Genomic DNA, 19,073 nt, shown 5'->3' with positions numbered 1-19,073 from the left:
TCTCTTTGATGAGGCATGGGCAGGGGTCTGTGAAGCGGGAATCCTCGCCATGAGTGGCGAGGAGGATGTCAAGGGTGCAGCGTATCAAAAAATTGGACTGTTGCACTCAGGCGTGCATGGCTTGTTGCGCTGCCTTGGCCAAAAAACCAGAGCGTGTCATGTGGTGCGCGTTGGCCCACGCATCAATTTGTTGCACCAGTTGAGCTGGCAAGCTGATGTTGAGCCGTACAGGCCGTGTTTCGATGCGGCTTAGGTCAATATCGGCCAGCAGCCAGACCCCGCCCTGATAGTCGGGGTTGTTCACCAATTGTTCCAGCGGCGTAGGTGCGGGCACCGCGTCGGGCTCGCCATAAAAATGCGCTTCAACCGCTTCCTGAATGGCTGCGGGCAAGTCGGCCCATTCGTCCGCTGCCGAAAAACAGCCCGGAAAGTCCGGGAAGGTGATGCCGTGGGCTTCTTGGGCATTGCCCACCTGCACATAAACGGGATACAGCATGGTTGCGCTCCTGAAAGAAACAGCCATCAGAGGCCAGCTTGTTTAAGAATGCTGCGCACAGTGGCGATCAGCAAGTCTTTTTTGGGGTGTGGCACCGTGACCTTGCCAGGCTTGCTGGGGTGTTTGAACTGGTGGTGTGAACCCACCACATGCACCAGATACCAGCCATCGGCCTTGAGTTGCTTGATGAGGTCGGTGCTTTTCATGCGCCTATATTACACACAAATACACACCGTGATCAAATTGGGCATTGTTTGACATTGGCTAACCTTCGGCGGCGCGGTGCAGCAAACTCTGCGTGAAACGCAAGAAATCGTCCAAGTGTTGGGTGATGATTTTCTCGACCACGGGCAACAGCAGCCGCTGGTAGTCGTGTACCGCCAGATTGCGAAAACCGGCCATTTTGCCCATCGTGTCGGCCAGTTCGGGGGGAATGTGGCCGCCACGCGCCAGCAGGGTGAACACATCGCGCGCGCTTTGTGGCAACCCGAGCTTGTGGGTGCGTATCACGTGCTGGCCCATGTCGATGGCCATTTCGCAGGCGCGTTGAATATTGAGAATGGCTGCATCTTGCCGCGTGAAATCGGCGGCAAAGTCGTCACCCGCAGCGGAAAATTCCTCACGCACACGCGCCACGCAGCGTTCGATGCTGGCGGCCTTGTTCAACAACACATCATCTGCCATAAACGGAACCTCGGGTTTGAATGTCGGTCAACAGGGCGGCGCGCGATTCGTCAAAACGCAACTTCTCGGTCAGGGCAAAGCATTCAAACAAACCCGCTTCGGGGTCTTTGCCCCACAGCCGTTGGCCGGTGGTCAATATCTGGTGCTGCATGACGCTGCTGGCGGCGCGCAAATCCAGCAAATCCACATCGCGGTGGAGCACTCGGCTGAGTGCGTGAGCCGCATCCCACAGCGCCAGCGGGTCGGCGTAACCCGCCACCAGCACCGCCAAATCCCAGTCGCTGTGCGGCCCGGCGGTGCCTTGGACTTGGCTGCCAAAGGCGTAAACGCCCAATGCGTTGGGAAAGGCAGCGCGCAGCGGCTCCACAATTTGGGTTTGCAGTGCCACGGGCAAAGGGGTGGTGTGGTGTGGGTGCATTACGCGGCTGTGCTGGATGGCGGCCTGGCCCGTGCGCGGCGCGGTTTGGCTGGCGCGGCAGCGGGCAGCAGGCTGGTCAGGCGCTGGTATTGCTCGAACAGGAACGCCACACGCTCAGCGTCGTTGTGCCACGTTTTTTTGGCGGGCAGGCCCGCCGTCAGGGCGTAGGCGGTGTCCACGGCGGCATCGAGTTTCTGGTGCGCCTTGAGCAGCTCGGGCGGCATGGTGAGCGGGTCGTACAGGTCGGCCAGCGAGGCGGGCGGCGTGGCTTGCTGGAACTTGGCGCGGGCATCCAGCACGGCCTGGGCGGCGGTTTCGATGGCGGTTTTGGCCTTGTGTTCGGGCGTGCGCGGGGCGGGGTTGGTGGGCAGGGTGGGCCAGGGGAAGTTGTTGTAGACCATTGAGCCTGAATATTGGTAGTCACTTTTGAGTCTGCCAGCAACCGTCCGTATCCATGCACCGTGCATCAACGACTGAAGCACACCGAAAACAAAAAGGCTGGGGGCATCAATGATGTACAGCTTGTTGCTTGCAATGACTTTTGGCGGCAAGTAGCCGACGGGCACATAGGTACGTCGTTCAGATGAAACTTCCGGGATGGCAATGTACGGCGTGTTGGGCTGTGCTACAAAGAAAAACCGGCTGGGTGTGCTGGCGGCACGGCGTGTCGGTTCTGCGCTGCTGGCTTCCCGAAATTTTTTCACCAACTCTACGCGCCGCAACACGTTGGGCAATTGTTTTAACGTGGCTGGCGGGATGTTTTCCAGCCACAAGCACCATCGTTGGCTTCCGTTCAAAAATTCCTGCGATCCCACGAATGGCCTGATGTAAGGGCCAGCGGCTGGTTCCAGCGCAACCAAATGGGCTTGTTCATCATCACTCAAGATCAGATGCCCACCATCTGAAGGCTTGCTGCCGCATTTCATGGTTGGGACATTCCCAATCGGCGTGGAGCTTTTCTTGATGATGACATCCGGCGCTTCAGTCAAATACGGACTGATGTGCGCCACAGTCAGTTCGTGCGGTTGGGTTTTGGGCGTTTCGTAGATGAACAAGCGTTTGGGTTGAACATCCGCACAGCCGAATCCTACGATGACGCAATGAACCGCTGCCATGCCGCTGGCCTCGTTGCTCCACTGGAAAGTTCTATGGGCAAACTGAATCTTGATTTTGTACTTTTCCAGCAGCAGTGGCCACAGAAGCGGTACTTGTTCGCCTTGTGTGAGACTGTTGGTTGCCACAAAAGCGCACCGTATTGAGGTGCCTTGTATGTACTTTGCACCTTTTACGAACCAAGCCGCAACATAGTCTAGGTCTGATGCCGATTTCATTCCGTCGTATACGGCAAGCGCCTCGGTCTTTTGCTCCTTGCTTTGGTAATGTTTGCCAGAAAAAGGCGGATTCCCCAGCACGTAGCTGCACCGCTGGGCGGGCAGCACGCTGTTCCAGTCCAGCCGCAGCGCGTTGCCATGCACCACGCTGGCGCTGGTGCGCAGCGGAATGCGGGCAAAGTACAGGCCAAACTCCTCGCTCACGCGCAGGTTCATCTGGTGGTCGATGAGCCACAGCGCCACCTGCGCAATTTGGGCTGGAAACTCCTCAATCTCGATGCCGTAAAACTGGTCCACGTTGAGCTGGATCAGCGCGTGGATGTCCAGCGCCTGTTGCCCCGCTTGGCGGCTGTGTTGCTGGCTGGCGCGCAGCACTTCCAGCTCCAGCAGGCGCAGCTCGCGGTAGCAAATCACCAAGAAATTGCCGCAACCGCACGCCGGGTCAAAAAACGTCAGGCCGCGCAGTTTCTGGTGGAACTGCAACAGCTTGCGCGGCTGGGCCTTGGCCTGTTGGAATTCGGCCCACAGCGCGTCCAGAAACAGCGGTTGGATGAGCTTGAGGATGTTTTCCTCGCTGGTGTAGTGCGCGCCCAGGTTGCGGCGCGCGTGCTTGTCCATGATGCTCTGAAACAGGCTACCGAAAATGGCCGGACTAATGGCCGACCAGTCCAGCGCGCAGGCATCGAGCAGCGCCTCGCGCATGGCGGCGGTAAAGTCCGCCATCGGCAATCGCTCCTCAAACAAGCGGCCATTGATGTAGGGAAAGGCCGCCAGTTGCTCATCCAACGCTGTGCTGCGTTGGGCTTCTGGCGTGTTGAGCACCTGAAAAAACTGTGCAATGCGCGGCCCCAAGTCGCTGCCATCGGCGCTGGTGCGTTCTTCCACAAAGGCGCGGAACGCCTGCGCGGGCTGAAAGATGCCGGTGTCGTCGGCAAACAGGCAAAACAGCAGCCGTACCAGCAGCACTTCCAGCGCGTGGCCACCGTAGCCGCTGGCGGCCAGTGCGTCGTGCAGCTTGCCCATGCGTTCGGCGGCGCGGATGTTGACCCCATCTTGCGGCGCAATGTGCTGCACCTTGTAGCCCGCCAGCAGGCCAAAGCGTTTCACTTCCTTGTGCAGCTCGGGCAGGGTGAATTCGGCGGTATCCCCCGTGGCCAGCGTGCGTACCCTGAAGCGCGCAAAGTCGCACACCACCACCAGTTGCGGCAGGTCGCGTTCGGCAATGCCCGCCAGGTAGCCCATGGCCTGGTCCATGGCCGCGTCCAGGTCTTTGCCGCGCGACTTGTGCTCCACCAGCAACATGCCGGGCCAGAACAAGTCCACAAAACCATCGGTGCGGGCGTTGGCACCGGGCAGCTTCTTGACCGCGTGCTCGAACGTGGCCACCCGTTTGTCGGTGATGCCAAAGCAGTGGAAAAAGTCGATCCAGAAGGGTTTGGCCTCGGCATCTTCGCGGCTGGCATCGGCCCAAGTGCGGCTAAAGCCCAGCGCGCGGTGTTTGATCTCGTTCCAGCTCAATGGCATGTTGTGGTTCCTCCCTGCGTTCTTTTTATGGCTTGTGCTTGTGCATCAGCGGCGTTGGGCTTTGAGCGCCTGTGCCACGTCCGTCACCAACCCCGGCCCATGGTAGATGATGCCGGTGTAGAGTTGCACCACATCGGCACCGGCTTCAATTTTGCTGATGGCATCGGCACCGCTCATCACGCCGCCCACGCCAATGATGGGGTAGTCCTTGCCCAGGCGGGCGCGCAGTTGGCGGATGACGGCGTTGCTGGCCTCCAGCACCGGCGCACCCGAGAGGCCACCGGCTTCATCGGCGTGTGCCAGCCCCTGCACGGCGCTGCGGCTCAGGGTGGTGTTGGTGGCAATCACGCCGTCCATGCCGTGGCGCACCAGCGTATCGGCAATCACGGCAATTTGCTGTTCGTCCAGGTCGGGCGCAATCTTCAAGAACATGGGCTTGTGCTGGCCGTATTGTTCAGCCAGTTCAGCGCGCTTGCGGGTCAGGGCGGCCAGCAGTTGGTCCAGGGCTTCGTCGCTTTGCAGCGCGCGCAGGTTCTTGGTGTTGGGGCTGGAAATGTTGACCGTCACGTAATCGGCGTGCGGGTACACCCCAGCCAGACAGATCAGGTAATCGTCGGTGGCGTTCTCAATTGGGGTAGCAGCGTTTTTGCCGATGTTGAGGCCCAGCAGCATATCGCCCGCCTTGGGCTTTTGGCGCACCTTGCTGCGTTGCACGTTGGCCAGAAATGCGTCCAGCCCCTCGTTGTTGAAGCCCAGGCGGTTGATGAGCGCGTTGGCCTCGGGCAGACGGAACATGCGCGGCTTGGGGTTGCCGGGCTGGCCCTTGGGCGTGACGGTGCCCACTTCCACAAAGCCAAAGCCCAGCGCGCTCCAGGCGTCGATGCAGCGGGCGTTCTTGTCCAGCCCGGCGGCCAGCCCGACGCGGTTGGGAAACTGCAGCCCGGCCAGCGTGACCGGGTCGCTCACGCGCGGTTGCGAGGCCAGGCGCATCAGCGGCGAATGTTGCAGGCTTTCGAGCTTGTTGAGCGTGAGCTCATGGGCCTCTTCGGGGTCCATGTTGAACAGAAAGGCGCGGGCGAGGGAGTAGGGCAGCAGGGACATTGGATAATCGCATCAATACAAAACGGGCCGGACGTGGCCCCCAGCTTGGAATTGTCCCAGATGAACAGCACCCCCTCCTTGACCCAAGACGAACTCAAAACCCTGGTCGGCCAGGCCGCGCTGCAATACGTGGTGCCCGGCCAGATTGTGGGCGTGGGCACAGGTTCCACCGTCAACAAGTTCATCGACGCACTGGCCACCATCAAAGACCAGATTCCGGGGGCTGTGTCCAGCTCCGTGGCCTCCACCGAGCGCCTGCGCGGCCACGGCATTGCGGTGTTCGATGCCAACGAGGTGGGCGAACTGGCCGTGTACGTCGATGGCGCCGACGAAATCGACCCCCAGGGTCACATGGTCAAGGGCGGTGGCGCGGCCCTGACGCGCGAAAAGATCGTGGCGGCCCAATCCCGGTGTTTTGTTTGCATTGCGGATGAATCGAAATGGGTGCCCGTGCTGGGCACTTTCCCGCTGCCGGTCGAAGTGATTCCGATGGCGGCGCAACGCATTGCGCGCCAGTTTGCCGCGCTGGGCGGCCAGGCCATCTTGCGCCTGAAGGATGGCCAGCCGCTGGTCACCGACAACGGCCAGCACATCCTGGACGTGACCGGCTTGCAGATCACCGATCCGCTGGCGTTCGAGAGCCAGATCAACAACTGGCCCGGCTTGGTGACGGTGGGCGTGTTTGCGCACCAGAAGGCCCACGTGTGTCTGCTGGGCACGGCGGCGGGCGTGAAAACCGTGGAATTTTGAGAAAAAACGTCCGCAACGCAAAAACGCCCTAAAACCGCGATAGAATAACGGCTTCAGCGGCTGTAGCTCAGTTGGATAGAGTACTTGGCTACGAACCAAGGGGTCGTGGGTTCGAATCCTGCCAGCCGCACCAAATCTTGATACCGGTTTCACAGCTTGACCGGTGTCATCAGCGTTTCAAAAGTTGCACAGCTTATGCGGCTGTAGCTCAGTTGGATAGAGTACTTGGCTACGAACCAAGGGGTCGTGGGTTCGAATCCTGCCAGCCGCACCAAATCAGAAGCCTCGAATATCGCAAGATGTTCGGGGCTTTTTGGTTTTCCGGGCCCGTGTGGCCGCTTGCTTCAATCCCTCATTCTGTTTTGCCGATGCCTCTTGCGCCTGTATCGACTTCACCCCCTGCGCCCACGCTGTGGCGTGCCTGGTCGGCGGCGCTGCGGCCTGCTTCGTTGCCCATCGCGGTCAGCCCGGTGCTGGTGGGGGCGGCGGTGGCGTTTCACCAGCAAGGCCAGTTGCCCCCGCTGCCGACCCTGACCGCCTTGCTGTGCGCGCTGCTGATGCAGCTCATCACCAACCTGCAAAACGACGTGGGCTACACCCAGCGCGGCGGCGAGCGGCTGGGCAACCGCACCGGCCTGCCACGCGCCACCGCCGAAGGCTGGCTGACCCCGCATGCGGTGCGGCGGGCGATTGTGGTGCTGTCGCTGCTGGCGCTGGGCTTGGGGTTGCTGCTGTGCTATTGGCGCGGCTGGCCGGTGCTGGCCTTGGGCACGGCGTCGTTGTTGGCGGCACTGGCTTACATGGGTGGTCCCAGGCCGATTGCCTACACCCCGTGGGGCGAGCTGACGGTGTTCGTGTTCTTTGGCCTGGTGGCGGTGCTGGGCACCGAGTGGCTGCTGTCGGGCCAGACCAGCGTGCTGGGCGCGCTGGCGGCGGTGGCGGTGGGCAGCCTGTCGGCGGCGGCGCTGCTGGTCAACAACCGGCGCGACATGGCGCACGACCGCAGCGTGGGCCGCACCACGCTGGCGGTGTGGCTGGGCGAGCGGCGCTGCCACCAGGCCATGGCCGTGCTGCTGGGCCTGCCGTTTGCGGCCAGCGTGGTCATGGCGCTGTGGGCGCAACAGCTGTGGCTGCTGCTGCCGTGTCTGCTGCTGCACCGGGCGTGGCAGATCTGGCGGCGTTTTGCCCGCTGCGCGTCGGGGCTGGCCTTCAACCCGGTGCTGTTTGCGGTGTTCCGGCTGGTGCTGGGGTTGGCGGCAGCATTGGCGTCGGGCTTGCTGGCCGGCCGGTGATAGGGAGAGAGAGCTGTAAGCACCGCCCTGAACAGCGTCGGCTTCACCCAGATCTCCCTGCGGCACGTGCGTTGCAGCCGCTGGCCCTACAATGCACATTTTGTTACAACGACAACAAGGAGCCAAAAAATGCAAAAAGTGGGACTGATGGGGTATGGCAAGGCAGGCAAGGCGGTGGCCAGCGTGCTGGCACAAGACCCGCGCTACCAGCTGTGCTGGATTGCCAAGCGTTCGGCCGCCCCCGGCGCACACATGGACGGCCAGCCCGAGGTGCCGCTGGTGGGTCTGGACGGGCTCGACCTGACGCGCTGGTTCGACGAGCACCCGGTCGATGCCATCGTGGACTTTTCGGACGCCGACACCCTCTACCGCTACGGCGACGAGGTCAAGGCGCGCGGGCTGGCGCTGGTCAGTGCCATCTCGGCCTATTCCGACACGCACCTGGACTACCTGCGCTCGCTCAGCACCTCGGCCCGCGTCATGAGCTCGCCCAACATCACGCTGGGCATCAACTTCCTGATGATGTCGGCCAAGTTCCTGCAGACCATTGCGCCGTTTGCCGATGTGGAAATCATCGAGCAGCATTTCCGCGAAAAGCCCGAAGTCTCCGGTACCGCACGCAAGATCGCACAGAGCCTGAACCTGGAAGAGGACCGCATCAGCTCGCTGCGCCTGGGGGGTATCGTGGGCCACCACGAGGTCGTCTTTGGCTTTCCGCACCAGACCGTGCGCCTGATCCACGATTCCATCCGCCGCGAGGCCTTTGGCACCGGCGCCGCCTTTGCCCTGACCGAGCTGGCCAACTGCCCGCCGGGCTTCTACACCTTTGACGACCTGCTGCTGCGCAAGCTCAAGGCCGCATTGCTGGCAGGGGGGTGATGGCTGCCGCGCGCTGGTTCGCGCAGCTTTTGTACAGGCAAAGAAAAAGCCTGTCGGGAATACGTCCCTGACAGGCTTTGACAATGTAAGTGGCGGAGCAGGCGGGATTCGAACCCGCGGTGGGCTATTAACCCACACACGCTTTCCAGGCGTGCGACTTAAACCACTCATCCACCGCTCCGTGTAGCCTTGAATTGTATACCATCCTGCTGCAGGATCTGGTGGTCGGGCGCCACATTTTTGCCAGCGGCGCCGTGGTGGGGGCCAAAGCGGTGCGGCTGCGTGATATGATTTCGGCCACGCGGGTGTAGTTCAATGGTAGAACGGCAGCTTCCCAAGCTTCATACGAGGGTTCGATTCCCTTCACCCGCTCCAGATTCGTCTTTGAGCACATTGACCCGTTGCGCCACTTGGTGCAGCGGGTTTTTTGTTGTGCGATTGTCACGCGAATTCCGTACACTTGCCGCAATTGCCATCCTTCACTTGAAAAGACAGGCCCATGAAATTCCGTTTTCCCATCGTCATCATTGACGAAGATTTCCGCTCCGAAAACACCTCGGGTTCGGGCATCCGCGCCCTGGCCGAAGCCATCGAGAAAGAGGGCTTCGAGGTGCTGGGTGTCACCAGCTATGGCGACCTGAGCCTGTTTGCGCAGCAGCAAAGCCGCGCCAGCGCGTTCATCCTGTCGATCGACGATGAGGAGTTCACCGTGGGCCCGGACCTGGATCCGGCGGTGCTCAACCTGCGCAGCTTCATCGAGGAAGTGCGCCGCAAGAACGCCGAGGTGCCGCTCTACATCTACGGCGAGACCAAGACCAGCCGCCACCTGCCCAACGACATCCTGCGCGAGCTGCACGGCTTCATCCACATGTTCGAGGACACGCCCGAGTTCGTGGCGCGCCACATCATCCGCGAGGCCAAGAGCTACCTGGAAGGCATCCAGCCGCCGTTCTTCAAGGCGCTGCTGGACTATGCCGAGGACGGCTCCTACTCCTGGCACTGCCCGGGCCACTCGGGCGGCGTGGCGTTCCTCAAGACGCCTGTGGGCCAGATGTTCCACCAATTCTTTGGCGAGAACATGCTGCGCGCCGATGTGTGCAACGCGGTGGAGGAGCTTGGCCAGCTGCTGGACCACAACGGCGCCATCGGCGAGAGCGAGCGCAACGCCGCGCGCATCTTCAACGCCGACCATTGCTTTTTCGTGACGAATGGCACCTCCACGTCCAACAAGATGGTGTGGCACCACACCGTGGCGCCGGGCGATGTGGTGATCATGGACCGCAACTGCCACAAGTCCAATCTGCACGCCATCATCATGACGGGTGCGATTCCGGTGTTCTTGAAGCCCACGCGCAACCACTGGGGCATCATCGGCCCGATTCCGCAAAGCGAGTTCGAGCCCGAGGCCATCCGCGCCAAGATTGCCGCGCATCCGTTGCTGCAGGGCGTGGATGCCGCCGCCGTCAAGCCGCGCATCCTGACGCTGACGCAATCGACCTACGACGGCGTGCTGTACAACACCGAGACCATCAAGCAGTTGCTGGATGGCTACGTGGAGAACCTGCACTTTGACGAGGCCTGGCTGCCGCACGCGGCGTTCCACCCGTTCTATGGCAGCTTCCACGCCATGGGCAAGAAGCGCGCGCGCCCCAAGCACACGGTGGTGTATTCCACGCAGTCGATTCACAAGTTGTTGGCGGGTATCAGCCAGGCCAGCCATGTGCTGGTGCAGGACTCGCAGGACACCAAGCTCGACCGCAGCCTGTTCAACGAAGCCTACCTGATGCACACCAGCACCAGCCCGCAGTACAGCATCATTGCCAGCTGCGACGTGGCCGCCGCCATGATGGAGCCGCCCGGCGGCACCGCGCTGGTGGAGGAAAGCATTGCCGAGGCGCTGGACTTCCGCCGTGCCATGCGCAAGGTGGACGAGGAGTTTGGCGACGACGACTGGTGGTTCAAGGTCTGGGGCCCCGAGGAGCTGGCCGATGAGGGCGTGGGCCGGGCCGACGACTGGATCCTCAAGCGCACCGATGCCGAGGGCGTGCAACCGGCCGACGGCGAGGAGTCGTGGCACGGCTTTGGCGACATGGCACCAGGTTTCAACATGTTGGACCCCATCAAGGCCACCATCGTGACACCGGGCCTGAACATGAGTGGCGACTTTGCCACCAGTGGTATTCCGGCCAGCATCGTCACCAAATTTTTGGCCGAACACGGTGTGGTGGTGGAAAAGACGGGCCTGTACAGCTTCTTCATCATGTTCACCATCGGCATCACCAAGGGCCGTTGGAACACGCTGGTGACGGCGTTGCAGCAGTTCAAGGACGATTACGACAAGAATCAGCCGCTGTGGCGCATCTTGCCCGAGTTTTGCCAAAAGCACCGCCGTTACGAAAAGATGGGTTTGCGCGATATGTGCCAGTTTGTGCACGAAATGTACGCCAAGTACGACATTGCGCGCTTGACCACCGACATGTACCTGAGCGACCTGACCCCGGCCATGACGCCCACCGACGCCTTTGCCCAGATCGCGCGCAAGAACACCGAGCGCGTGCCGGTGGACGAGCTGGAGGGCCGCATCACCGTGGGCCTGATCACGCCGTACCCGCCGGGCATTCCGCTGCTGATTCCGGGCGAGGTGTTCAACAAGAAGATTGTGGACTACCTCAAGTTCTCGCGCGAGTTCAACCAGCGTTGCCCGGGCTTCGAGACCGACATCCACGGCCTGGTGGTCGAGGAGGATCTGGACGGCCACAAGCGCTACTTTGCGGACTGCGTGAAGTTGGCTTGATAGAATGAAACCTTTGCAATGGAGTCAACATGTTTCCTGAATACCGCGACCTGATCACCCAGCTCAAGACCAGCGACCACCACTTCACCCGCCTGTTCGACAAGCACAACGAGCTCGACCAGAAGATCAAGAACATGGAAAGCCACATCCTGCCGGGCACCCATGAGGAGATCGAGACCCTGAAGAAGGAAAAGCTGCACCTCAAGGATGAGCTGTACGTGATCCTGAAGAAGGCCAGCGCCGCGCAAGCCTGACGCCAGTGGCCGGGGCGGTGGCATGGCCGCTGCCCTGCGTGCGTTGTTGCACCCACCCCCACAAAAAAACCTCTGTCTGGCCATGCCAGCAGAGGTTTTTTTGCGAAGGAAGGGGGTGTGGGGCTGGCACTGGCCAGCGGCGGCGGTCGATCAGCGCAGGGCGCGCAGGCTGGCCGGGCTGCTGGCGTCGATATCGACCCGGCGTGCGCCGTTGTAGCGTTTGGCCCAGTAGTCCAGCTTCATGTCCTCGACCCGCACGTGGGAGCCCGCGCGCGGGGAGTGGATGAATTTGCCGTCGCCCACGTAGATGCCGACGTGGCTGAAGGCGCGCTGCATGGTGTTGAAGAACACCAAGTCGCCGGGGCGCAGTTCGTCCTGGGCGATGCTGCGGGTGGCTTCGGCCTGCTCGGCGGCGCGCCGTGGCAGCACCAGGCCCACGCTTTGTTCGTAGATGGCGCGCACAAAGCCGCTGCAGTCAAAGCCGGTCTCGGCCGAGGTACCACCCCACTTGTAGGGCACGCCCAGGAAGTTCATGGCGTTGGCCACCAGCCCGGAGGCGGCGGAGCCCACGCTCTGGCGCCAGCCTTGCAGGTCGGCCAGCAGGCCTTTTTTGGCCAGCAGGCTGGCCACGGCGTCGTCGGGGGGGAGATCGGGCGGCGCCACGTCGGCCACCACAGGGGCGGCGGGTGCGGCATTGAAAACGGGGGGAGAGGCGGTGTTGGCCGTGGGTTCTGCCACGGCACATGAGGCCCATATCAGCAGGCATCCGGCCAGTAGGGATTTGGTCGATGGTCGCATCTGGTCGAGGGTAAGGGCTGTGCTGGCAAACGTCAAGAGGATATACACTGGGTTTTGCCCCCTTAATTTTTGTTTTTCTGGACTGGAGTGTGTCTATGTTGCTTGATGCAGACGATTGTCAATTGGTGCTGGTGGACTACCAGGCGCGCCTGATGCCGGTGATTGCCCACGGCGAGGAGGTGCTGGCGCGCGCGCGCTTGCTGGCGCAGGCGGCGCAGCGCTTGGGCGTGCCGGTGTGGGGCACAGAACAGAACCCCGGCAAGCTGGGGCCCAACGATGCGAGCTTGCGCGCGCTGTGCGAGCAGACGTTTGCCAAGATGTCGTTCGACGCCAGCCAGTCGGACTTGACGCTGGCGCTGCGCCCGCCCGCACCGCCGGTGCGCACTGGGGGCAACGCCCGCAGCTTGCCCAAGCATTTGCAGAAGAACCGCGACAACCCGGCCCCCGCCGCCCCCAGCCGGGGCACCCTGGTGCTGGCCGGTTGCGAGGCGCACGTGTGCCTGCTGCAGACCGCGCTGGGCCTGCTGGAGCAGGAGTTCGAGGTTTGGGTGGTGACGGACGCTTGCGGTTCGCGCCGCGACCGCGACCGCGACGCCGCGTTTGACCGCCTGGCGGGCAACGGCGTGGAGCTGGTGACGAGCGAGATGGTGGTGTTCGAGTGGCTGCAGGACTGCGAGCACCCGGACTTCCGCGACGTGCTGGCGCTGGTCAAGTAACGCACCGCACGTACGCCCGGACGCGCTGCCGCCGTCAGGCCCGCACCGGGGTCAGGGCGGCCAGCAGGCGGCCAAAGAGCTGTTCCACGTCGAGCAGCTGGATCAGCACCTGGTCGCCGGCCTGGATGAACTGGCGCACCAATGTGCTGGTATCGCCCCCCGTGAAAGGGGTGTCGATGATGTGTTGCGGCAGGAATTCGGGCATGCCGTGCAGTTCATCGACCAGCAGGCCCAGCGTGTGGTGGCCGTGGCGCACGGTGATGATCTGGCTGCGGTTGTCGAGCTGGCTGGGTTGTTGGTGCACCAGCCAGCCCAAGTCGAACACCCAGACGAAGTGCGCCAGTTTGCTGCCCACCTGAGGCACCAGCATGCCGATGCGGCCCTGGGCATCGACGCTGGTGCGTGCGGCCAGGGCGCTGGCGGGCAGGGCTTCGATGACGCTGGCGGCGGGCAGGCCCAGCAGGCTGCCACCGGTGAAGAAGGTGGCCACCTCCATGCCGCCGGCGGTGCCGGGCGGCAGGGCGTTGTGCAGTGGGGGCAGGTCGGCGTTGCCGCCGCCGGTGGCGCTGCGCACCGCGCCCAGCGGCGTGAACACCACGGCCAGCACGTCGTCGCGGTAGCCGTCGCTGACCTTGAACTCGCGGTAGCCTTGCGAGGCGGAGGCGCCCAGGATGGCGTACTGCCCGTCGTGGACGACGATGCGCGACAGGCTGTGGCCGTTGGGCAGGGTGAGCACGTCGGCGTCCAGGCCGTCCAGCCCGTGGCCGGTGTGCCGCTGCGGGTCGGTGCTGGAGATGATGCGCCCCTGGCGGTCGAGGTAGAACGCGGTGGTGCTGGCGCTGTTGGCATCGGCGGTGGGGCCGCATGGCGGCTGCCCCAGGCCGCCGCGCAGCATGGCGGCGAGTTCGGTGTCGGCGTCGAACACCACCGCAATGCCGCCCACGGTGCGGCTGGCGTCCTGCGGGTCGCGGATGGCGGCGTGGTAGGTGTAGGTGGGTGGGCCAGGCTGCAGGGGCGATGGCGTGAAGGCGGTGACGCAGTAGTCCTGCTCGCTGCGCAGGCGCAGCACGCGCTCCAGCAGCTGGGGCTCGATGGCGTCGGCACCCACCGTGACGCCCGCGCGGCAGGATTGCGCCACGATGCGGCCCTGGCGGTCGTACACCAACAGGCCGCTGTACACGGTGTACAGGCGGTGGAGGTGGGCCAGCAGCTCGTGCAGCTGTTGCAGCGCCTCGGCGCCGGGTTGCGGTTGTGCCAGGGTGTGGCGCAGTTCGGGCGCCAGCGCCCACCAGCGGCAGTCGTTGGCGCGTTCGTACAGGTTGCGGTCGAGCAAGTCCACCAGCAGCAGCGCGGCCAGCTGGGCTGTGTGCAGTTGCGATTCGAGCACGGTGTCGTACAGGTCGCGCACCGAGGCCGAGAACAGCGCGTTGCTGCGGGTGCCGGTCTCGCTGATCTGTTCCAGTATGGTCTTGAGCTTTTGCAGCTCGCCGTTGCGCCCGGCGGTGACGACCTGGCCGTTCCAGACCACGCGCCGTATCGATTCGGTGGCGGTGATGACCTCGAACAGTGGCGGGCTGAAGGTGCGGGCGTGCGACAGCAGCCCGGCCGCCAGCGTGGGGTCGAGGTGGGCCAGCGTGGCCTGTTGCGGGCCACCGAAGGCCAGCTCCAGCGGCACCATGACCTGGCCGCGCCAGCCTGGCGGGCCGGGGTAGCCCTGGTAGCCCTGGGCGGGCAGGGTGCGCACCAGGTATTCGCGCCCGGCGTGGATGTAGCGTTGTGGCAGTGCCTGCGGGTTGGTGGGCACGCGGGTGCCGTTGGCCACCCAGGCGTGGTCGGAGCTGGCGATGACGCGGTCGTTGCCGTCGAGCAGCAGCAACAGGGAGCGGCCCTCGGGGTCGCGGTAGGCGTGGAAGATGCGCGCCATTTCGGCGGCAAAGCCAAACGACAGGCACAGCACGCCCACCAGCGCGTGACTGTGCGGGTGCGTCATGCGGTGGGCGTACAGCAGCGCGTGGGCCTGGGCCGGGTGCAGCGCGCTGGGGCCAAAGTGTTCCACGTAGCCGTGGCGCTGCAGCGCGGCGGCGCACCAGTCGGGGCGTGTGGGCGGTGCAGCCATGGTGCGGTCGGCACCCTCCGGGGCGGCCAGCTGCAGGCGCACGTTGCCGTCGCGGTCGAGCAGCACGATGTCGTCGTAGACCGAGTATTTGGCGCGGTACTGTTGCAGCCGGATGCGGATGGCGGTGGTGTCGGCCTGTTCGCTGGCCAGCCAGTCGCACAGCTCGCGGTCGGTGGCCAGAAAGCCGACGTCGGCGGTGCGCTCGTACAGGTTGCGCACCACGATGTCGATCACGTGCTGCGCCTGGGTGCCGATGGCGTCGAGCACGTTCTGCACCTTTTCCTGCACCAGTCCGGCCACCAGGTCGTGCTCCAGCCGGTTGAGCCCGGCGCGGGTGGCGGCCATGGTGGGCAGGATGGTCTGGGCTTCCTCGGGGCAGTTCATCTTGGCCGAGGCCTCGATCATGCGCCACATCTGGTCGAGCTCGCGCAGCGACAGTTCGCAGCGGGCCACGTCGCGCATGTAGGGCAGAAAGGTGTCGGTGGCGATGGGGTGGCCGGAGGTCATGGTGCGGGGTTGCCGGTGGGAGCGGCGGAAAAATCGGGTGCAACGAGTCTAGCAATTTCTGCACCAGCTCCAGGCGAGCGCAGGGGCCCCGGGGCACAGTGGTCACTGTGGCACACTTTAGCCCTTGTTTGTGACACCCGCGCCAGCCCCGCTGGCCAGCCGATTCATGCAGAACATTACCGCGCAACTGGCGCAAGAGTTGAAGGTGGCCACGCGCCAGGTGGACGCCGCTGTGGCGTTGCTCGACGGTGGCGCCACGGTGCCGTTCATTGCCCGCTACCGCAAGGAGGCCACGGGCGGGCTGGACGACATCCAGCTGCGCGAGCTCGAGCAGCGCCTGGGCTATTTGCGCGAGCTGCACGCGCGCCAGGCGGTGGTGCTCAAGAGCATCGAGGAGCAGGGCAAGCTCACGCCCGCGCTGCAGGCCGCCATTGCCGCTGCCGCCACCAAGCAGGAGCTGGAAGATTTGTACTTGCCGTACAAGCCCAAGCGCCGTACCAAAGGCCAGATTGCGCGCGAGAACGGCTTGGAGCCGCTGGCCGATGTGTTGTTCAACGACCCGGCGCGCGTGCCCGCCGACGAGGCGCAGGCGTTCGTCAAGCCCGCCAAGGGCGAGGACGGCAGCGACTTCACCACCGTGGCGGCGGTGCTGGACGGGGTGCGCGACATTCTGAGCGAACGCTGGGCCGAGGACGCCGCGCTGGTGCAAAGCTTGCGCGGCTGGCTGTGGCAGGAGGGCGAGCTGCACAGCCGCAAGGTGGACGGCAAGGACGAGCACGCGCCCGACAACGCCAAGTTCCGCGACTACTTTGACTACGCCGAGCCGATTGGCAAGGTGCCGTCGCACCGGGCGCTGGCGGTGTTCCGGGGCCGCGCGCTGGAGGTGCTCGACCTCAAGCTGGCGCTGCCAGAGCCCGAGTTGCCCCCGGGCACCAAACCTGGGGCGGTGCCGTCGCTGGCCGAAGGGCGCATTGCGCGCCACCTGGGCTGGAGCCATCAAGGCCGCGCTGCCGACGACCTGATCCGCAAGTGCGTGGCCTGGACGTGGCGCGTCAAGCTCAGCCTGTCGATTGAGCGCGATTTGTTCACGCGGCTGCGCGAGGAAGCGGAAAAAGTGGCGATCAAGGTGTTTGCCGACAACGTGCGCGACCTGCTGCTGGCCGCGCCGGCCGGGCCTAGGGTGGTGATGGGGCTGGACCCTGGCATCCGCACTGGCGTGAAGGTGGCGGTGGTGGACGCTACCGGCAAGCTGCTCGACACCGCCACCGTGTACCCGCACGAACCGCGCAAAGATTGGGACGGTGCTTTGCACACCTTGTCCAAGCTGTGCCAGCGGCACCAGGTGGATTTGGTGGCGATTGGCAACGGCACCGCCAGCCGCGAAACCGACAAACTGGCCGCCGATTTGATCGCGCAACTGGCGAAGGCACAGCCGGGCCATGTGGTGCAAAAAGTGGTGGTGAGCGAGGCCGGGGCTTCGGTGTACAGCGCGAGCGAATACGCTTCGCAGGAAATGCCGGATGTGGACGTGAGCTTGCGCGGCGCGGCCAGCATTGCCCGGCGCCTGCAAGATCCGCTGGCCGAGCTGGTCAAGATCGATCCCAAGAGCATCGGCGTGGGCCAGTACCAGCACGACGTGAACCAGAGCGAGCTGGCGCGCACGCTGGACGCGGTGGTGGAGGATTGCGTCAACGCCGTGGGCGTGGACTTGAACACCGCCAGCGCGCCGCTGCTGGCGCGGGTGTCGGGCCTGAGCGCCAACGTGGCCAAGGCGGTGGTGCGCTGGCGCGAGGCCAATGGCGCCTTCCGCAGCCGCCAGCAGTTGCTCAAGGTGGCGGGGCTGGGGCCCAAGACGTTTGAGCAAAGCGCGGGCTTTTTGCGCATTCGGGGTGGCGACAACCCGCTGGACATGACCGGTGTCCACCCCGAAACCTATCCAGTGGTGCAGCAGATTCTGGTCAAAACGGCGCGCCCGATCACCGAGCTGATGGGACGCAGCGAGTGGCTCAAGCCATTGAAGCCGGAATGGTTTGCCAACGAACAGTTTGGCCCCATCACGGTGCGCGACATTCTGGCCGAGCTGGAAAAGCCCGGCCGCGACCCGCGCCCGGACTTCAAGGTGGCGCGCTTGAACGACGCGGTGCAGGACATCAAGGACTTGCAGCCCGGCATGGTGCTGGAGGGTACGGTGAGCAACGTGGCCCAGTTTGGTGCATTCGTCGATCTGGGTGTGCACCAGGATGGGTTGGTGCACGTGAGCCAGCTGTCGCACAAGTTTGTCAACGACGCGCGTGAGGTGGTCAAGGCGGGCGACATTGTGCGCGTGAAGGTGGTGGAGGTGGATGTGCCGCGCAAGCGCATCGGCCTGAGCATGAAGCTGGACGCGCCCGCCCACAGCGGCGGTGCCCGCCCAGCACCCGGGCGCGATGCGGGACGGGTGGGGCCTGCGGGCGGGGCGGCGGCGCGCCAGCAGCGTGCGTCCGGGCCCGCCCCAGCGTCGGTGATGGCCTCGGCCTTTGCCAAGTTGCAAACCCTCAAACGCTGAAAGTGCGCCACTATGCAACTGGTTGATCTGCTGGCACAAGGCCAGGCGCTGCCCAGCATGCCGCGCGTGGTGTCGGAGGTGCTGGCCGAACTGGACGCGCACGATCCCGACATCCGCACCATTGCCGCCACCATTGCCACCGACCCCGGCCTGACGGCGCGCGTGCTCAAGCTGGCCAATTCGGCCTACTTTGGCCTGTCGCGCCAGGTGGGCAGCGTGGAGGAGGCGATTGCGCTGCTGGGCTTCAACCATGTGCGCACGCTGGTGACGGCGGTGGCGCTCAGCAGCAGCTTCCACAGCGTGCCGGGCGTGAACCTGGAGCAGTTCTGGCGCTACAGCCTGAATGTGGCCAAGATCTGCAAGACGCTGGCGCACAGCCTGCACCTGAGCGAGGGCGAGGCCTTCACCGCCGGGCTGATCCATGCCGTGGGCGACCTGGTGATGCACATGGGCATGCCCGACGTGGTGGCGCGCATCGACTTTGGCGTGGCGCCGCTGGACTTGAAGCGTGCCGAGGCCGAGCAGGCCGCGCTGGGCTACACCTACGCCGACGTGGGCGCCGCCTTTGCCGCGACCTGGGATTTTCCGGACACCATCGTGCGCGCGCTCAGGCACCAGCTGCAGCCGTTCGAGGGCGATGTGTACGAGCCGCTGGCTGGGCTGATCCACATGGCGGCGTGGCGCGCGCGCGCGGCCGAGATGCACCTGGACCGCGAGGGTCTGGCCGCCACCTTCCCCGACGTTGTGGCGCTGCTGCTGGGGCTGGACCTGGACATGGTGCTGGACAAGGATCCGGCCGACTGGGTGTCGGCGGGCGAGCTGTCGGCGTTCCTGCCCTGATGCCTGACGCCTGCTGAACCCTGGCGCT

Annotated in this window: 16 protein-coding genes and 4 tRNA genes; 11 read left to right on the top strand and 9 right to left on the bottom strand. The window is 64.2% G+C overall.

Annotation, left to right across the window (positions count from 1 at the left end; translation table 11 throughout):
* Positions 1-106: 106 nt before the first annotated feature.
* From CON76_RS03415 to CON76_RS03390, 6 genes are read right to left on the bottom strand one after another with little or no spacing between them, the layout of a single operon-like run.
* Positions 107-496 (bottom strand): type II toxin-antitoxin system HicB family antitoxin, encoded by a 390-nt coding sequence (locus CON76_RS03415; protein ID WP_101101958.1) that lies wholly within the window; start codon positions 494-496, stop codon positions 107-109.
* Between the two features lie 26 nt (positions 497-522).
* Positions 523-702: a type II toxin-antitoxin system HicA family toxin gene (locus CON76_RS03410; RefSeq protein WP_101101957.1), complete on the bottom strand. Its 180-nt coding sequence runs from the start codon at positions 700-702 to the stop codon at positions 523-525.
* A 58-nt stretch (positions 703-760) separates the two neighbouring features.
* Positions 761-1,180 (bottom strand): type VII toxin-antitoxin system HepT family RNase toxin, encoded by a 420-nt coding sequence (gene hepT, locus CON76_RS03405; protein WP_101101956.1) that lies wholly within the window; start codon positions 1,178-1,180, stop codon positions 761-763.
* Positions 1,170-1,568 carry a type VII toxin-antitoxin system MntA family adenylyltransferase antitoxin gene (gene mntA, locus CON76_RS03400; RefSeq protein WP_240592746.1) on the bottom strand — a complete coding sequence of 133 codons (399 nt, stop codon included), beginning with the start codon at positions 1,566-1,568 and terminating at the stop codon, positions 1,170-1,172. The genes hepT and mntA overlap by 11 nt, the downstream gene beginning before the upstream one ends.
* Positions 1,569-1,597: 29 nt before the next feature.
* Positions 1,598-4,453 (bottom strand): class I SAM-dependent DNA methyltransferase, encoded by a 2,856-nt coding sequence (locus tag CON76_RS03395; RefSeq protein WP_101101955.1) that lies wholly within the window; start codon positions 4,451-4,453, stop codon positions 1,598-1,600.
* A 45-nt stretch (positions 4,454-4,498) separates the two neighbouring features.
* Positions 4,499-5,554 (bottom strand): quinone-dependent dihydroorotate dehydrogenase, encoded by a 1,056-nt coding sequence (locus tag CON76_RS03390; protein WP_101101954.1) that lies wholly within the window; start codon positions 5,552-5,554, stop codon positions 4,499-4,501.
* Between the two features lie 60 nt (positions 5,555-5,614).
* Here CON76_RS03390 and rpiA point away from each other — a divergent pair, with 60 nt between their 5' ends.
* The 5 genes from rpiA (at position 5,615) to CON76_RS03365 (ending at position 8,475) form a co-directional block, all read left to right on the top strand.
* Complete coding sequence (gene rpiA / locus CON76_RS03385) at positions 5,615-6,304, top strand: ribose-5-phosphate isomerase RpiA (RefSeq protein WP_101101953.1); 690 nt, start codon at positions 5,615-5,617, stop codon at positions 6,302-6,304.
* Positions 6,305-6,360: 56 nt separating this feature from the next.
* A tRNA-Arg gene (locus tag CON76_RS03380) sits at positions 6,361-6,437 on the top strand.
* Positions 6,438-6,501: 64 nt separating this feature from the next.
* Positions 6,502-6,578: transfer RNA gene (locus CON76_RS03375), tRNA-Arg, on the top strand.
* A 94-nt stretch (positions 6,579-6,672) separates the two neighbouring features.
* Positions 6,673-7,596, top strand: a complete 924-nt coding sequence (gene menA, locus CON76_RS03370) for a 1,4-dihydroxy-2-naphthoate octaprenyltransferase (RefSeq protein ID WP_169928969.1) — start codon at positions 6,673-6,675, stop codon at positions 7,594-7,596.
* Positions 7,597-7,725: 129 nt separating this feature from the next.
* Positions 7,726-8,475: a 4-hydroxy-tetrahydrodipicolinate reductase gene (locus CON76_RS03365; protein WP_101101951.1), complete on the top strand. Its 750-nt coding sequence runs from the start codon at positions 7,726-7,728 to the stop codon at positions 8,473-8,475.
* A 90-nt stretch (positions 8,476-8,565) separates the two neighbouring features.
* Here the strand turns inward: CON76_RS03365 and CON76_RS03360 are convergent.
* Positions 8,566-8,656, bottom strand: a tRNA-Ser gene (locus CON76_RS03360).
* 120 nt (positions 8,657-8,776) lie between these two features.
* On the opposite strand from CON76_RS03360, the gene CON76_RS03355 reads away from it, so the two are divergent.
* The 3 genes from CON76_RS03355 (at position 8,777) to CON76_RS03345 (ending at position 11,523) form a co-directional block, all read left to right on the top strand.
* Positions 8,777-8,850 (top strand) — tRNA-Gly (locus CON76_RS03355).
* A gap of 124 nt (positions 8,851-8,974) precedes the next feature.
* Positions 8,975-11,269, top strand: coding sequence for an arginine/lysine/ornithine decarboxylase (locus CON76_RS03350; protein ID WP_101101950.1), 2,295 nt, complete (start codon positions 8,975-8,977; stop codon positions 11,267-11,269).
* A 29-nt stretch (positions 11,270-11,298) separates the two neighbouring features.
* The gene (locus CON76_RS03345) at positions 11,299-11,523 is read left to right on the top strand and encodes an HP1242/YdcH family protein (RefSeq protein ID WP_101101949.1); all 225 of its coding nucleotides are present in this window, start codon (positions 11,299-11,301) and stop codon (positions 11,521-11,523) included.
* Between the two features lie 150 nt (positions 11,524-11,673).
* On the opposite strand, the gene CON76_RS03340 is transcribed toward CON76_RS03345, so the two are convergent.
* Positions 11,674-12,198 (bottom strand): C40 family peptidase, encoded by a 525-nt coding sequence (locus CON76_RS03340; protein ID WP_240592750.1) that lies wholly within the window; start codon positions 12,196-12,198, stop codon positions 11,674-11,676.
* 218 nt (positions 12,199-12,416) lie between these two features.
* Between CON76_RS03340 and CON76_RS03335 the strand changes: the two genes are divergently transcribed.
* Positions 12,417-13,037 (top strand): isochorismatase family protein, encoded by a 621-nt coding sequence (locus CON76_RS03335; RefSeq protein WP_101101947.1) that lies wholly within the window; start codon positions 12,417-12,419, stop codon positions 13,035-13,037.
* A 34-nt stretch (positions 13,038-13,071) separates the two neighbouring features.
* On the opposite strand, the gene CON76_RS03330 is transcribed toward CON76_RS03335, so the two are convergent.
* Entirely contained in the window at positions 13,072-15,660 is a 2,589-nt protein-coding gene (locus CON76_RS03330) for a chemotaxis protein CheW (protein ID WP_101101946.1), read from the bottom strand.
* Between the two features lie 166 nt (positions 15,661-15,826).
* Here CON76_RS03330 and CON76_RS03325 point away from each other — a divergent pair, with 166 nt between their 5' ends.
* Both CON76_RS03325 and CON76_RS03320 read left to right on the top strand, forming a co-directional pair.
* On the top strand, positions 15,827-18,205 hold the full coding sequence (locus tag CON76_RS03325) for a Tex family protein (RefSeq protein WP_101101945.1): 2,379 nt from the start codon (positions 15,827-15,829) through the stop codon (positions 18,203-18,205).
* 12 nt (positions 18,206-18,217) lie between these two features.
* Entirely contained in the window at positions 18,218-19,045 is an 828-nt protein-coding gene (locus tag CON76_RS03320; RefSeq protein WP_101101944.1) for an HDOD domain-containing protein, read from the top strand.
* The last annotated feature ends 28 nt before the right edge of the window (positions 19,046-19,073 follow it).

The organism is Macromonas bipunctata, from assembly GCF_002837135.1.
GTDB classification, from domain to species: domain Bacteria; phylum Pseudomonadota; class Gammaproteobacteria; order Burkholderiales; family Burkholderiaceae_C; genus Macromonas_A; species Macromonas_A bipunctata.
This window is presented reverse-complemented; position numbering and strand designations above follow the sequence as displayed.